The organism is Adlercreutzia sp., from assembly GCF_056795635.1.
Map to the genome: position 1 here is coordinate 110160 of NZ_JBQIIT010000005.1, position 14730 is coordinate 124889.

At 65.6% G+C, this 14730-nt stretch carries 12 protein-coding genes; 6 read left to right on the plus strand and 6 right to left on the minus strand.

Annotation, left to right across the window (positions count from 1 at the left end):
- Window positions 1–97 precede the first annotated feature (97 nt).
- Complete coding sequence (locus ACTOXK_RS04655; protein ID WP_482278252.1) at window positions 98–853, minus strand: Crp/Fnr family transcriptional regulator; 756 nt, start codon at window positions 851–853, stop codon at window positions 98–100.
- Between the two features lie 286 nt (window positions 854–1139).
- On the opposite strand from ACTOXK_RS04655, the gene ACTOXK_RS04660 reads away from it, so the two are divergent.
- The 3 genes from ACTOXK_RS04660 (at window position 1140) to ACTOXK_RS04670 (ending at window position 5193) form a co-directional block, all read left to right on the plus strand.
- Window positions 1140–2141: a 4Fe-4S dicluster domain-containing protein gene (locus ACTOXK_RS04660; protein ID WP_482278251.1), complete on the plus strand. Its 1002-nt coding sequence runs from the start codon at window positions 1140–1142 to the stop codon at window positions 2139–2141.
- Between the two features lie 48 nt (window positions 2142–2189).
- A complete protein-coding gene (locus ACTOXK_RS04665; RefSeq protein ID WP_482278250.1) occupies window positions 2190–4244 on the plus strand; it encodes an aldehyde ferredoxin oxidoreductase N-terminal domain-containing protein in 2055 nt (684 codons plus the stop codon).
- A gap of 121 nt (window positions 4245–4365) precedes the next feature.
- Window positions 4366–5193 (plus strand): formate dehydrogenase accessory sulfurtransferase FdhD, encoded by an 828-nt coding sequence (locus ACTOXK_RS04670; RefSeq protein WP_482278259.1) that lies wholly within the window; start codon window positions 4366–4368, stop codon window positions 5191–5193.
- Between the two features lie 139 nt (window positions 5194–5332).
- On the opposite strand, the gene ACTOXK_RS04675 is transcribed toward ACTOXK_RS04670, so the two are convergent.
- On the minus strand, window positions 5333–5656 hold the full coding sequence (locus tag ACTOXK_RS04675) for a heavy metal-binding domain-containing protein (RefSeq protein ID WP_482278249.1): 324 nt from the start codon (window positions 5654–5656) through the stop codon (window positions 5333–5335).
- A 301-nt stretch (window positions 5657–5957) separates the two neighbouring features.
- On the opposite strand from ACTOXK_RS04675, the gene ACTOXK_RS04680 reads away from it, so the two are divergent.
- Window positions 5958–6695, plus strand: coding sequence for a class I SAM-dependent methyltransferase (locus tag ACTOXK_RS04680; protein ID WP_482279441.1), 738 nt, complete (start codon window positions 5958–5960; stop codon window positions 6693–6695).
- 137 nt (window positions 6696–6832) lie between these two features.
- Here the strand turns inward: ACTOXK_RS04680 and ahcY are convergent, their stop codons facing one another.
- Window positions 6833–8089: an adenosylhomocysteinase gene (gene ahcY, locus ACTOXK_RS04685; protein ID WP_482278247.1), complete on the minus strand. Its 1257-nt coding sequence runs from the start codon at window positions 8087–8089 to the stop codon at window positions 6833–6835.
- 372 nt (window positions 8090–8461) lie between these two features.
- On the opposite strand from ahcY, the gene ACTOXK_RS04690 reads away from it, so the two are divergent.
- A complete protein-coding gene (locus tag ACTOXK_RS04690) occupies window positions 8462–9790 on the plus strand; it encodes a glycosyltransferase family 2 protein (RefSeq protein WP_482278246.1) in 1329 nt (442 codons plus the stop codon).
- Window positions 9791–10096: 306 nt separating this feature from the next.
- Here ACTOXK_RS04690 and ACTOXK_RS04695 read toward each other — a convergent pair whose 3' ends face one another.
- Window positions 10097–10969 (minus strand): ComF family protein, encoded by an 873-nt coding sequence (locus ACTOXK_RS04695; protein ID WP_482279860.1) that lies wholly within the window; start codon window positions 10967–10969, stop codon window positions 10097–10099.
- 674 nt (window positions 10970–11643) lie between these two features.
- On the opposite strand from ACTOXK_RS04695, the gene ACTOXK_RS04700 reads away from it, so the two are divergent.
- Window positions 11644–12666 (plus strand): substrate-binding periplasmic protein, encoded by a 1023-nt coding sequence (locus ACTOXK_RS04700; protein ID WP_482278244.1) that lies wholly within the window; start codon window positions 11644–11646, stop codon window positions 12664–12666.
- Between the two features lie 133 nt (window positions 12667–12799).
- Here the strand turns inward: ACTOXK_RS04700 and ACTOXK_RS04705 are convergent, their stop codons facing one another.
- Both ACTOXK_RS04705 and ACTOXK_RS04710 read right to left on the minus strand, forming a co-directional pair.
- Entirely contained in the window at window positions 12800–13729 is a 930-nt protein-coding gene (locus tag ACTOXK_RS04705) for a SufB/SufD family protein (protein ID WP_482278243.1), read from the minus strand.
- A 188-nt stretch (window positions 13730–13917) separates the two neighbouring features.
- The gene (locus tag ACTOXK_RS04710; protein WP_482278242.1) at window positions 13918–14694 is read right to left on the minus strand and encodes an ABC transporter ATP-binding protein; all 777 of its coding nucleotides are present in this window, start codon (window positions 14692–14694) and stop codon (window positions 13918–13920) included.
- Between the last annotated feature and the right edge of the window lie 36 nt (window positions 14695–14730).

The window sequence follows — 14730 nt, forward strand, 5'->3', positions numbered from 1 at the left end:
CTGTTGGAGGGGTCGTGCGGTCTTGAGGCCGACCATCTCCCCGTCGGCTGAAGGCGGTCTGCGCCAAGGCCGAGATCTTGCCCGAAAGTGAATAGCCCTACCTCACGCAGCTGAAGGTCTCGCAGAGGGCTACCCATTCGGGATCGCTCTCGCGCAGGATGTCGGTTATGCGTACCGATCGGTAGCCCAGCTCGACAAGGCCCTGTCCCTCCATTTGGTGGAGCGCCCTCGTCACCGAGGCGCGGTCGGAGAGCACACGGCTGGCCAGCTCGTCGTGGGTGACGCGCAGAGCGTCGGGGCGCGTTCCGCCGCGCGCGGCCAGGGTCTCCAAACACAGCAGCAACATGGCAAGGCGGTGGCATAGCAAGGGCCGCGACGAGATCATCGATTGGAACAGTGCGCCGGTTGACTGGTTGTACAGGGATGCGGCCAGGATCTTCTGCTGAATATCACCGCCGAGGGCTTCCAGGTGCCGCTTGAGCGCCTTTGCGGGCAGCGAGCAGATGCGGCCCGGGACGATAGCGTGCAGATGGTAGGTGCTCGCGTTGGCGTGGGGTACGTACAAATCGGCGATGCCCACGCCGATGCCGGCCCCGTACAACGTGAAGGGGGCCTCGCCGTCGGGATCGACGTGGGCCATGCACGAGAGCACGCCCTCGCGCACGATGAACACATGGCGCTCATAGCGGTGGTCGGTCCACAGCAGGTCCGCCTTGTCGAACTCCATGACGGTGGGCATGAGCTTGCCCTCCTCGTTGCCGCGGCCGCACACGAGCCCCACGGGGCACAGGCGTCTCGCCGGGCAGTGGGTGATGACGGACTCCTCGGCCCGTTGGAAATCTCTCAGCCTCACAGTCCCCTCAGTTCCCTCCTCGTCGCTCTCAACACCCTATATGGTACGGGAGCGCCGCGCGTTGTCCTTCCCCAAAAGGGGAAACCTCCTCTGTGGTGTACTTTACACAATGTACGGCGGTTTAATTGTTGCGTCTGTCACAAAGCGAGCGGGGAAGTTGGTGGACAGGGCACCTTTTCCCAGTGCAGGCCCTCCTAGAATGACGCCATGCGACAGGGCTGGCCCCGTCGAGGGACCAAGGCCTTGCCGCGCAAGGCAATTCTACCCAGGAGAGGGGAGAGGTTACATGAGCAAGACCATCGAAGAGACCGCTGCCTGCGGGGAGCAGGCCGTCGGCGTCTCGCGCCGAGGGTTCCTCACCGGCGGCGGTATTCTCGCCGGCGCCGCCGTCATGGGCGGCATGCTGGCCGGCTGCGCGCCGTCCGGCAAGGGAGATCTGGCCGAGACGGGCGAGGTTGCCAAGGCCAAGGGACATGTGGTGCACCAGCAGTACATCTGCAGCGGCTGCCGCACCTGTGAGCTGACCTGTGTGCTGTCCCACGAGCAGCTGATCAACCCGCGTCTGGCGCGCAACACGGTGCTGACTGACGTGCAGCAGGCCTATCTCACCGACGTGCTGTACTGCCAGCAGTGCGACGATGCCCGCTGCCTGGCCGCCTGTCCCACAGGCGCGCTGCATGTGGACGAGAGCACCGGCGCCCGCGTCATCGATCAGGACGTGTGCGTAGGCTGCCAGACCTGCCTGAACGCCTGTGTGTTCGCGCCGGCCGCCTCGCGCATCAAGTACAACTCCGAGACGAACACCTGCTTCAAGTGCGATCTGTGCGGCGGTGACCCCATGTGCGTCAAGCGCTGCCCGCTCGGCGCGTCCCAGCTGTCCTGGGAGGAGTACACCGTGGTGCGCCCTGGCATCGACGATTACGTCGAGAAGGCTACCGAAGGGGCGCTCGAGGGCGTTACGTTTACGAAGGAGTACACCGGCCCCCATGCTGGCAAGGCCATGGACGAGCAGGACTGGGCGCTTGTGGCCGCCGACGGCGGCGTGCAGGTGAAGGGCCAGGTCACGTCTTCCGATGGCGCCGACCTTCGCGTGAAGATGCACTGCGACTTCAAGGATGCCTCGGGCAATGTGCTCGGCTCCAGCGAGGAGCATATGTGGTGCATGTCCATTCACGAGCATCTGCCTCTCGAGTTCAGTTTCGCCATCGACGACCCCTCCAAAATCGCCGAGGTCGTGCTTGTGGGCGACATCAGCTACTGGGTCAAGGGCGTCGACGAGGAGTACTAGACCGCCCGCACCGCATCGTTCGCATCGATTCTATCTGAGGAGATTTCCATGGCAGATGAATACTACGGGTACGTCGGTACCCTGCTGAAGGTCGACTTGACCAACATGACCGTCGAGAAGATTCCGACCGACACCTACGATCTGGACAAGTGGATCGGCGGCCGCGGCCTCGGCTCCATCATCCAGTGGGCCGAGTGCGACCCCTCCGCCGGCGCGCTGGACCCCGAGAATGTGCTTACCTTCCTCACCGGACCCGTTACCGGCACCATGCTCGACGGCGGCCGCACCTTCGTGCAGGCCGTATCGCCGGCCGGTTATCCCGACACCGGCTCCTTCGCCCGCTCCAGCTTCGGCAGCTCCTTCGCGCCGGAGATGAAGTTCGCCGGCTACGACGGCATTATCTTCAAGGGCAAGGCGCCCTATCCGGTGTACTTCTACATCAACGACGACATCGCCGAGATCCGCGACGCCCGCGATCTGTGGGGCATGGACAATTTCGCCGTGCAGAACGAGCTGTACCGCCGCTCCGGCAACAAGGCGAAAATCGCCTCCATCGGGCCCGCCGGTGAGCACATGTCCATGTTCTCCACCATCCTCTCCGATGAGTCCTCGGCCACGGGCATGGGCTCCTTCGGCGCCGTCATGGGCTCGAAGAACCTCAAGGCCATTTCCATCCAGGGCTCCGGCTCGGTGAAGGTGGCCGACCCGCAGGGTCTGCTCGATCTGGTGGAGTACGTGCAGAACCTGTGCTGCCGCAAACTCTACGAGACGAGTCCCGAGGCTCCGGCTAACTCCTATGTGGGCTCCTGGCAGGCGTCGCTGCCCCTGACCGACACCGATCTGTACAAGGAAGCGCGCGATCCGGAGGGCAAGCTGGAGATCGCCTATACCGGCTGCTACTCCTGCCCCTGGGGCGGCTGCGGCTACGGCGTGCGCTTCAAGGACGGCTCCGGCATGAGCTTGGGCCAGCTGCGCTGCACCGAGGCCATTCCCGTGTCCGCCGAGTCCGCCGCCTGCGGCGAGTACGTGGGCCGCGCCCATATGCGCCGCCTCACCCTGAACGAGCGCTTGGGCCTGTCCGACTGCAACACCTGGTTCCAGGGCCTCGACCCCATCTTCCAGGCCGGCAACATCCTCACCGAGGAGAACACGGGCATCGACTGGACGAACTTCGGCATTGAGGACTTCACCCGCGAGCTCATGTACTCGGTGGCCTACCAGACCACCGAGGTGGGCAAGGCCATCGCCAAGGGCTGGCGCTACTTCCTCGAGGAGTTCGTCGGCACGCCCGAGGCCAAGTATTTCTACCGCGCCATCCGCGGCATCCGCAACAGCCCCAAGCACAACGGCGGCGGCGTGTGCGGCTGGTACATCCCCGGCGCCTATCTGGCCCCCGGCCTTCTGCGCTTCGCTACCTCGAATCTGAACGCCACCGACATCCGCTGCACCGGCGCCGAGACCTACCTCTTGTTCGGCTCCAACGGCGATTTGCTCCCTCCCGGTTCCGATCAGTGGCAGGCGCTCGTGGACGGCAACTCCACGAAGCTGTTCGGCACGCCCCAGGTGTACGAGGACATCCGCAATTGGGATTGGGAAAGCGAGTACATCGCCCCGTTCTGCAAGTGGAACCACCAGTTCAAGTCTTTGGACGATTCGCTGATCTTCTGCTACATCGCCATGAGCGCCATGGGCATCTACTCCAACTACACCGAGGATCACGCCGGCGACTTCGATATCACGAAGAAGCTGTACACGGTGGTCACCGGCAAGGAGTTCACCGATGAGGACGAAGCCGCCTTCGGCGACCGCATGTTCCTGCTCGAGCGCGCCATCCTGACGCGCCAGGGCTGCGACCGCTCCGACGACGAGCTGTTCGACGAGGTGTACCAGGAGTACTCCGCCGAGAACCTGGAGAACAGCTTCTACCAGACCGAGACGGGGCTTACCAAGGAGCACTACGAGAAGATGCTCGACGCCTGGTACGAGGTCATGGGCTTCGATGTGGCCAGCGGTATGCCGAAGATCTCCACCTTCGAGGCTGCCGGCGTGCCCGAGATCGCCGATCGCCTGGTGAACGAGTACAAGGTGAAGCTGCCGGCCTAACCGCCGCGATCGCTGACGGGCGTGGACGAGGGCGGCTCCTTGGGGCCGCCCCGATTGGAACCGAGGGGCGGAGCGGCCCTGCCGGCCGGGCCGCCCCTCGAGAGGGGGAGTCGTGAAAAGTATGGTGCAGTCCCGCCCGGTGCGGGCGGCGGGGGAGCGCGAGGCCTTCCCTCGGAGCTCTTTTTCCGTGATCTGCTGCGACAAAGGGGTTGCCGTCGCCGAGGCCATCGAGGTCATCTGCGAGCACGAGCTGGCCATCGTGGCGAATGGCTGCGAGCTTGCCACGCTCATGTGCTCGGATGCAAATCTTTCCGAGCTCGTGTACGGCTTTCTGTTCAGCGAGGGCGTTATCGGCGACGCGCATGAGATTCTCGCTTTTAATATGGATGCGGCGCGACGCACCGTGCGGCTCTCGCTTTCCCATCCGGTGCGGCGCCCTGTCGCACCCGTGATTACCTCCGGGTTCGGGGGAACGGCGCTCGCCGCCCCCTCGGGCCATCTTTGCTCCTCCCCCTCGACCGGGGCCGGCGCCCCTTCCCTCCCTGTAACGGTGCCGGCCCCGGCTCTGGGGGATGCCGACCGCATTTGCAGTGCGGTTATGGCCATGCGCGTGGGGGCCCGTGAATACGCGGCCACCCGCGGTACCCATTGCTCGGCCCTGTTCGACGGCGCGGGCGAGATGGTAGCCCTCTACGAGGACATCGGCCGCCACAACACCTTCGACAAACTGGCCGGTCACTGCCTGATGGCCGGCATCGACACGGCGGGCATGCTGCTGGCCACGACCGGGCGCGTGAGCAGCGAGATGCTGCGCAAGGCCGCGCGCCTCGGTGTGGGAACGGTGGCGTCGCTGTCGGGTCCCACCGATGCGGCTGTGCGCGAGGCCCGCAGACGCGGCATCGCCCTTGCCGGCTACGTGAACTCCTCGCGCCTCACCCTCTACGCCTGATAACCGAGGCCCCGGCGCTGCTCGCACCCGCTGACGCCCGGGGGCCGTGGTGCTATGAGAAGGGGGCGCCCGGTCTTCTGATCGGGCGCCCCCTTGAACGAGCGGTGTCTTCGGCTGTAACGCCAGCAGTGCCTGCCCGCTACGCCGCCTCTGCGGTGACGGCGGTGCCCGAGGCGGTCACCATGAGCATATTGCCCTGGCCCAGCACCTCGTAGTCCATATCCACGCCGACGATGGCATGAGCGCCCAGGGCCGCTGCCCGCTGTTGCATCTCGGCCACCGCCTCGTTGCGGGCCTGCATGAGTTCCTCCTCGTAGCCGGCCGAGCGGCCGCCCACGAGGTTGCGGATGCCGGCGCCGAAGTCCTTCAGGAAGTTGATGCCGGTGATGACCTCGCCGAATACGATGCCGTAGTAGCCGGTGATGCGGTATCTCTCGATGGCGGGCGTGGTGGTGACAATCATGACGGTCCTTTCTCTTCAAGGTCGCGCTTTGCTGCAACCAGTATACGCGTCTGCGGTGTTTCGGGCGGTTTCTGGCTTGAAAATAACGGTTTTGGAACCGGCGGTGCCCGTTTTCGCGGGCATGGTAATACGCGACCAGGGAAAACGGCGCGATGGTATGACGCTCCTGGCTGGAAATTGACGGTTGTGGCCCCTGTGTGGCATTTTTGGCCCTCAACCGTCATTTTCAAGCCAGAAACTGCTTGGGGTTCCGGATGGAGCGCTGTGGGTATAATGGGGTCGTGCAAGAAAGGCTGGCGTCATGGAATCATCGGAGAGTGCAGTGCAATCACAGCGGGAGCTGCGGGAATACTACGGATCACATTCGTGGGAGGGCGGTTTTCCGTCCCGATGCCATATGGAGTTGCCGCATCGGCAGCTGGCGGGCAAGCGTGTTTTGGACGTGGGATGCCGCCGGGGCAAGGGCGTCTACAAGCTGAGCGAGCTGGTAGGGCCGTCGGGGTTTGTCATCGGTCTCGATTGGGATGCCGATGCGGTGGAGGCGGCCTGCGCGGGTATCCCCGGGGCTTTGGGGCGCAGCGGCCTGACCGCATGCAACATGACGTTTTGCGAGGGATTTCCCGAAGACTTGGCCGCCGCGGGAATCGGATCGTGTTCGGTCGATATCGCGTACCTTAACGCCTCGCTCTCCCTGTTCGCCGATCCGCCGCGGGCTCTTGCCGAGTGCCTCCGCGCCTTGGTGCCGGAAGGCGTGCTGGTCGGGGAGGGCGTTGTCGCCGTGCCGGGCACTTCGCGCTCGTCGGCCCGCACCGCGGTGGTGGAGGCGGCCCGCGCCCTTGGCAATGCCGTTCAGGCCGCACCGACGCGCCCTGCCTTCGATGGGCTGCTCGCGGCGGCGGGCTTCGATGACATCATGATTGCCGAGGGCTGCTCTGTGTCGCCCGATGCCGGTCGGGCGGCCCGCGAGAGCGTGCCCACGGTGCCCGGCGACGACGCGACCTACCGTCTCATAGCCTTCGAGGCCCGCAAGCCTCGCTAGCGGCCCGCGCCTACGAGAAGGGGCGCCCCGTAAGGGAACGCCCCGATTCATGCGATCTGTCCCGCAGGCCCCGCTGAAAGAAGGAAGCGGCCAAGCGACCGCCCCTCCTCGACTGTGTTGTGCCGATAACGGCTCGTTTAGAAGTTCCAGCTGTTCATGTAGGCGATCTGCTCCTCGGTGAGGGTATCGATCTCGATGCCGAGGGTCTCCAGCTTCACGCGGGCCACGTCGTCGTCGATGGCAGCGGGCACGTTGTACACCTTGTTCTCCAGCTCGCTGGCATGCTTGAACAGGTACTCGGCGGCCAGGGCCTGGTTGGCGAAGCTCATGTCCATGACCGAGGCGGGGTGCCCCTCGGCGCAAGCCAGGTTCACGAGGCGCCCCTCGGCCAGCACGGTGACGGTGCGGCCGTCGGGCAGGGTGTACTCCTCTACGAGGGGCTTGAGCTCCTCCACCTTAACAGCGTGCTCGCGCAGCCACTTCATGTTGATCTCGGAATCGAAATGGCCGGAGTTGCAGATGATGGCCCCGTCCTTCATGGTCTCGAAGGCCGGCCCGTCGATGACCTTGCAGTTGCCGGTGACGGTGACCCACACGTCGGCGAAGCGGGCGGCGTCTTCGGCCTTCATGACGCGGTAGCCCTCCATATGGGCCTCCAGGGCCTTCAGGGGATCCACCTCGCAGACGATGACGTCCATGCCCATGCCCTTGGCGCGCTGGGCCAGGCCGCTGCCGCAGTAGCCGAAGCCGGACACCACCATGGTGCGGCCGCACAGGAGGCGGTTCGTGGCGCGCACGATGCCGTCGAGGGTGGACTGGCCCGTGCCGTAGTGGTTGTCGAAGCAGTGCTTGGTGTTGGCGTCGTTGATATTGAACACCGGGTAGCGCAGGGCCCCTTCGGCGGCCATGGCGATGAGGCGCACCACGCCCGTGGTGGTCTCCTCGGTGCCGCCGATGACATGGTCGAGCTTCTCGGGGAACTTGGTGTGCAGGGCCGTATCCAGATCGGCGCCGTCGTCCATGACGATCTGCGGGTCGGTGGCGATGACGGCAGCGATGTGGCGCTCGTAGGTCTCGCCGTCCTCGCCGGCGATGGCGTACACGGACACGCCGTAGTCGCGCACGAGGGAGGCGGCGGTGTCGTCCTGGGTGGACAGCGGGTTCGAGGCGCAGAGGGTCACCTCGGCGCCGGAGGCCACCAGCGTGCGCATGAGGTTGGCCGTCTCGGTGGTCACGTGCATGCAGGCACCGATGCGCACGCCCTCGAGCGGGCGCTCCTCGGCGAAGCGCTCGCGGATGCGGGCGAGCACCGGCATGTCGCGGTCGGCCCATTCGATGCGGGCGCGGCCCTCGTCGGCCAGGTTGATGTCCTTGATGTCGCAGGCTTTGCTCACGAATTGCTTCCTTTCCTGAAGGCGGCCGCGGTTTCGGCTCGGTCGTCGGCGCGCGGTTTCGCCAGGGTGCCATTGCCTAGGGAACAGGGTAGCACAGGGCCCGTACCCGCGTCCTGCCCTCGCCCCGAAACCACCGATCGTTCAGGCGAGGGCGGGGGCATCGGGGTTCGTAGGCCGGTGGAAAACCTTACGCTTCCCTTACATATATGGAGGGGGTGTGGGGCAAATGCGGAGAGGCGGGGCCGCTTTGTGGGCAAATGGCATCAAATGGCCCTCTGGGGCATAAACGTCGTGCGCGGGGTGGTGACGGCGGCTATAATTCAGGCGTTTGTGCAGTCGCGCCCCACCGGCGCACGTTCGAGGAGCAATTTGGTGTTCGATACCGTAGCATCGCAAGTGTCGGCGTTGTCCTTCGTTGACATCTTCAACTTCTGCGTGTTCCTGACCTTTACCCTGTGCTATACCTACCAGCTCTACTACGTGCTGGTCGTGCTCACCCGCCGCGCCCCGAAGAAGACGGCCGCGCGCAATCACCGCTACGCCGTCATGGTGGCCGCCCGCAACGAGGAGGCGGTCATCGCCGACCTCATCCACTCCATCAAGGTGCAGAATTACCCTGCCGAGCTCATCGATGTGTTCGTCATCGCCGACAACTGCACCGACCGCACGGCCGACGTGGCCCGCGAGGCCGGCGCCATCGTGTTCCCGCGCCATAACGACAAGCAGGTGGGGAAGGGCTACGCCCTCGACTACGGCCTGAAGGCCATCTGGGAGCAGTACGCCGACAAAGACTACGAGGCCTACTTCGTCTTCGATGCCGACAACGTGCTGGACGTGAACTACTTCCGCGAGATGAACGCTACCTTCGACAACGGCGCCCAGGCCTCCACCTCCTATCGCAACTCCAAGAACTTCGGCAGCAACTGGATCTCGGCCGGCTACGGCGTGTGGTTCCTGCGCGAGGCCAAGTTCCTCAACCAGGCGCGCCTGACCCTGAACACCTCCTGCGCCGTGTCGGGCACGGGCTTCTTCATTGCCGCCGACATCTTGAAGGCGGCCGGCGGCTGGAAGTGGCACCTGCTGACCGAGGACATCGAGTTCTCCGCCTCCTCCATCATCGACGGGGTGCGCATCTCCTATTGCCCCACGGCAGTGCTCTACGACGAGCAGCCCATCACCTTCCGCGATTCCTGGAACCAGCGCTTCCGTTGGGCCAAGGGCTTCTACCAGGTGTTCGCCCACTATGCCGGCGGCCTGGCGAAGGGCGCGGTGACCAATCCCAAGGGCTACCGCTTCGCCTGCTACGACATGCTCATGACCATCGCCCCGGGCATGCTGCTGTCCATCATCTCCATCCTGTTCAATTCCATCATCATCGTGCTGGCCGCCACGGGCGTCATGTCGGGCGGCGTGGCCATTGCCAGCTCGGTGACGTCGGTCGTCTTCTGCCTGTGCAACTACGTCGTGTTCATGTTCGTCTTCGGCGTGCTGACCACCTTCGTGGAATGGGACTCCATCCGCACGACCACGGCGAAGAAGATCCGCTATATGTTCTCCTTTCCCATCTTCATGCTCACCTACATTCCCATCGCCCTCATCGCTCTCGTGAAGAAGGCGGCCTGGAAGCCCATCAAGCACTCCATCTCCGTGGATGTGGCCGAGTTCTCCGAGGCCGAGGGCGCCCGCCTCTCTTCCAAGTAGGGTCTTTCTCAACTCCCTTCGCCGTGCTATAGTACAAGGCAGGCTCGAGGGGAGTCACTGGCCAGTGGGTCTCCCCTGAACCGTTTTGTTTAGGCGCGTCTTCTATGGCGCGCCCGCTTTACCTTTCGCTCCGTTTCCGCTATCTCACGGATCCGTAGCAAGAGGCTCAGCAGGGTTGCCGCCAAGCGCACCCAATCGTTTGGGTCCATTTGCCTGCCTTTCAAAATCGTTTCCCAAGGTAGCGAAACGGACGGGGTGGCCAGCCCCGCGGCCAGGACACGCTTGTGCCCTGGGCGCGAGCTGCCTTCAGGCGCGGGCGAAGGTGGCGCAGTAGACGGTGCGGGCACCTCCTTTCCGCAGGGCCTCGACGGCGGCCATGAGGGTGGAACCGGTAGTGCACACGTCGTCCACGAGGATGACGGTCGGGGGCATCGTGGCCCCGGGGAGTGCCCGCATGGACGCCCGCATGTTCTGGATGCGGGCCGTGCGCGACAGGCGCCGCTGATCGAGGCGGCGCGGGGCGGCCAGCAGCGGCGCCCATTCGGCTCCGATGATCCAGGACAGTTCGCGGGCCAGCAGTTCGGCGTGATCGAACCCGCGGCGGCGCCGGGCGCCGGGCGTGGCGGGCACGAAGGCCACGGCCGTCTCCTCGGCAAGCCACGCCGGCGGCAGATAGCGGCCCATGATGGCCGCCATGGGCCGGGCGAGCCCCCGTTCTCCCTGATCCTTGTACACGGTGACGACGCGCCGGGCGGCCTCGGTGAGGACGAGCGCGCTCACGGCCCCGTCCCAGGGCGGCTCCTCGTAGCCGAAGGGGGTCATGAGCACGGGGTTGCACTCGGTGCACTGCACCCGTCCGTAGGGGGCGCCGCAACGGGGGCAGGCGAGGGTCGCGTCGATGTAGGGGAGGTGTCGCGCGCAGCGATCGCACAGGACGGTGCCCGGTGCGTCGCAGAGGGCGCAGCGGGTGGGGAAGAGGGTCTCGGCGAATACCTCGAAGGCCCGCTGGCGCAGGTGGTGCTGCCCGGCCGTGGCGGATGGCGGCCGTTCCCGGTGGCGCTGCGGTTCCGGGTGCCGTCGGCGCCGATGGCGCGGTGTCTCGCATCCTTTGCTCGGCTGTTGTACGCCCGGCCGCTTCTGCCGCCCCCGGGGCGTGGGTCGTCCGGTGCGGCACGGCATTGCCGGGCCCGCGGGTCCGTCGGCGGCAAGGGTGAAGAGGGGGAGTTGTTCGGCCTTGGTTTCCATGGGAGCAGTGTAGCGGGCGCAAACCGTGAAAAGTTCGCCGCTGAGCCGCAGATGAGTCCCGCCGCGCGCCTACCGCGCGCCGCTCCCGAGTCCTTTCGCCGACCCCTGCGCGTCCTGGCAATGCCCCGCCCTTATCGCCGCCGCGCCGCCCCGGCGGCCCTTCGGCATCTTCGCGTCATGCCGCTCCGATCGCCCGCGCCCCGCCCTCACGCCCCGCTCCGTTCGCTGCCGGGCCGTCGCTGCGTCCGCCGGCCCATGTTTGCCGTTTGTCACCCGTAGGTTCTCTGGGCTTTTCCCCATGGGGGTCGGCTTCTGCTACACTTATCGGTGCTTCTTTCGGGTCTGTAGTTGCGGAAGGGCCTGCGGGCGCTTCCAAGTCCATGGCAGATGCGGTCGAAAGGATCCACGTAAGCGGCCGGGCCTGCCCGGCGTGAGCATGGCGTATCCTAGAGGTAAGTCGCACCGTCCGCACCCATTTCGCAGTCAAGATCCTGCGACGGACGAGAGGGCCAGTAGCGCAAGCGAACGCCCCGGTGCGCGAGTGTGGGGTCAAAGACTAGGTCAGTCGGAAGAGGCATTGTGACGCGACGTACTAGACGGAGGACATTGTGAGAAGACGCCAGTTCGTTATGGTCGCCCTCGGGGCGGCGCTCGCCTGCATGACCCTCATGCTGGCCGGCTGCAACGGCTCGAACGACTATCGCCCCCAGCTGAAGGAGGCTGCGGTGCAGACGCCGGTCATCGGCGAGGAGGGCACCCTGCGCGTGGGCGTCAACACGGAGAACCCGCCTTTGGCCGGCATGGGCAACGGCAAGATCATCGGCATCGACGTGGACATCGCCGCCGCGCTCGCCGACGAGCTGGGCCTGAAGCTCTCCATCGTGGAGACCGGCTCCGATCCGGCGGCGGCCCTGGCCAACAACGAGGCCGACGTCATTCTCGGCATCGATAACGCCAGCGCCGAGGGCGACTTCTGGATGTCCCCGTCCTACCTGCCCACGGGCATCGCCCTGTTCGCTTTGAGTCCCGATGCCGGCGTTCCCCAACCCGGCGGCGATGCCACCTTCGCTGCTCAGGTGTCCTCGAAGAGCGCCTGGGCCGTGACAAACGAGTTCGGCGAGGGGGCCCTCACCTCCACCGACAGCCTGAGCGAGGCCTTCCAGGCCCTCAAGGCCGGCACGGTGCAGTACGTGGCCGCCGATGCCATCATCGGCCTGTACGCCGCCCACGGGGTGGACGACGGGCTCGACGTGTCCATCGTGGCCATGCTCATGAAGCCGAGCGGCTACTGCATGGCGGTGGCCAGTGCCAACACCGATCTGCAGACCGCTGCCGGCGATGTGCTGGCGAACCTGGCCGGCAACGGCACCATCAGCGTCATCGAGCGCAAGTGGCTCGGCACCGCGGTGGCCCTCGACGACCTGACGGTCATCGACGAGGCCACGCCCGTCTCCTCTTCCGATGACGGCTCCGGTGACGGGAGCGACGGCTCGGGCGAGGAGGGCGCCGACGATGGCGGCGAGGGCGATGGCTCGGGCGATGACGGGTCCGGTGAGGGCGACGGCTCGGGCGACGCCAGCGGCGACGGGTCCGGTGACGACGCCGACACCGGCGACGAGGACACCGAATAGCCGACAACTCCCCCATAGGGAAGACAGGTACCGGGAAGGGCGACCGCATCGTGGGCGGCCGCCCTTCCTTATTTTGTCGCCGGCCACAAAAAAAGCGGCCCGAAGGACCGCTTTCAGCGCTGGTTGAGACGTTCTAGCTCAGGAAGTCGTCCAAGATCTCGGCCTCGGCCTCTTCCTCGGTGAGGCCCAACGTCATGAGCTTCACGATCTGGTCGCCGGCGATCTTGCCGATGGCGGCCTCGTGCACGAGCATGGCGTCCTCGCTGGCGGCCTCGATGCCGGGGATGGCCTTCACCTTGGCGTTGCCCATGATGATGGCGTCGCACTGCACATGTCCGCGGCAGGCGCACTCGCCGATGACGAGCGGGTTGAACACCTGCACGGAATCGTCCTGGGCCACCGAGCGGGAGATCACCTGCACCGAGGAGCCCTCGCCCTTCAATTCCACCTTCATGTTGGAGATGGCGGTCTGGTTGCCGTGGGTGAGCAGCTTCTCGATGAGCACCAGCTTCGCGTTCGCCCCCAGCTCGGCATTGGTGTCGCGCTCGGTGCTGGTCACCCCGCGCAGCTGCACCATCTCCATCTCGCAGGACGAGCCCTCCTCCATGTACACGTTGGTGGTGGGGTTCAGAATGCGCTCGCCTGAGCCCTCGCCCTCGCCGTAGTGCTTCTCGACGTAGCGGATACGGGCGTTCTTGCCGATATAGAAGCTGTGGATGCCGTCGTGCTCGGAGACGTCGTGGGAATCGTTGTGGATGCCGCAGCCGGCGATGATGGTGACGTCGCAGTCGTCGCCCACGTAGAACGTGTTGTACACGACGTCCTTCAGGCCCGACTTCGTCACGATGACGGGGATGTACACCGTCTCGCCCTTGGTGCCCGGCGCGATGCGGATGTCGATGCCGGGGTTGTCGGTCTTGGTCTCGATGTCGATGTAGGCGGAAGAATGGCGCTCCACGAGCTCGCCGTCCTTGCGCACGTTGAAGGCGCCCTTGGGCATGCCGTGCATATTGGCGATCTCGGCGAGCAGGTTCTCGTCGATGGGGGAAAGGTCAACGGCCATGTTCGTTCTCCTTCGTGTCGCAGCGACCCCTCGGGGTCGGGATCGCCGGGTATTCCGATTCGCTCAGACAGTCCTCGCTTGGTTGAACAGGACGTTTAGTCCTGTTCAAGTCGCTGCGGAACTCGCTCGGTCGGAACACCCGCCGCTCCCTCTACGCCGGTACTCGATCGCTGGTAGGTTCTGGCGGGCTAGCAGGTAGTGGGGATCTCGGTGAGGTGCAGCTCGGTGGGCACCGACAGGGGGCAGCCGTGGTCGTCCAGGCTGCGGGCGGCGAATCCCAGCTTCGGCATGAGCTCGGCCGGGGTGCCCGTGGCGGCCACGCGGCCGGCCTGCAAAAGCACGATCTCGTCGGCCAGGGAGATGATGCGCTCCTGGTGCGAGATGATGACGATGGAGCGGCCGTCGCGGGCCTCGTGGATGTCGCGGAAGGTCTCGGTGAGACGGTCGAAGCTCCACAGGTCGATGCCGGCCTCGGGCTCGTCGTAGATGGCCAGCTTCGGGTCGCGGGCCAGGATGGTGGCGATCTCGATGCGCTTCACCTCGCCGCCCGACAGCGACTTGTCCACCTCGCGGGTGAGGTAGCTCGCCGAGCACAGGCCCACCTTCGAGAGGTACTCGTTGCAGGCCAGCATGGGTAGCTTCTTGCCGGCGGCGATGTCCAGCAGCTTCTTCACCTTCATGCCGCGGAAGCGGGCCGGCTGCTGGAAGCCGTAGCCGATGCCCAGCTTGGCGCGGTCGGTGATGGACATCCCCGTGATGTCCTGGCCGTCGAAGAGGATGGCGCCGCTCGTTGGCTCCTCGATGCCCATGATGAGCTTGGCCAGGGTGGACTTGCCGCCGCCGTTGGGGCCGGTGATGACCGTGAAACGGTCGTCGGGAATGGTCAGCGACAGGTCGTCGATGATGCGCTTGGTGCCGCCGTCGTCGGCCGGCACCTCGAACACCAGGTTCTTCAGTTCAAGCATGGATCGCTCCGTCTCTCGTCTCGGAATCGGGCTGTC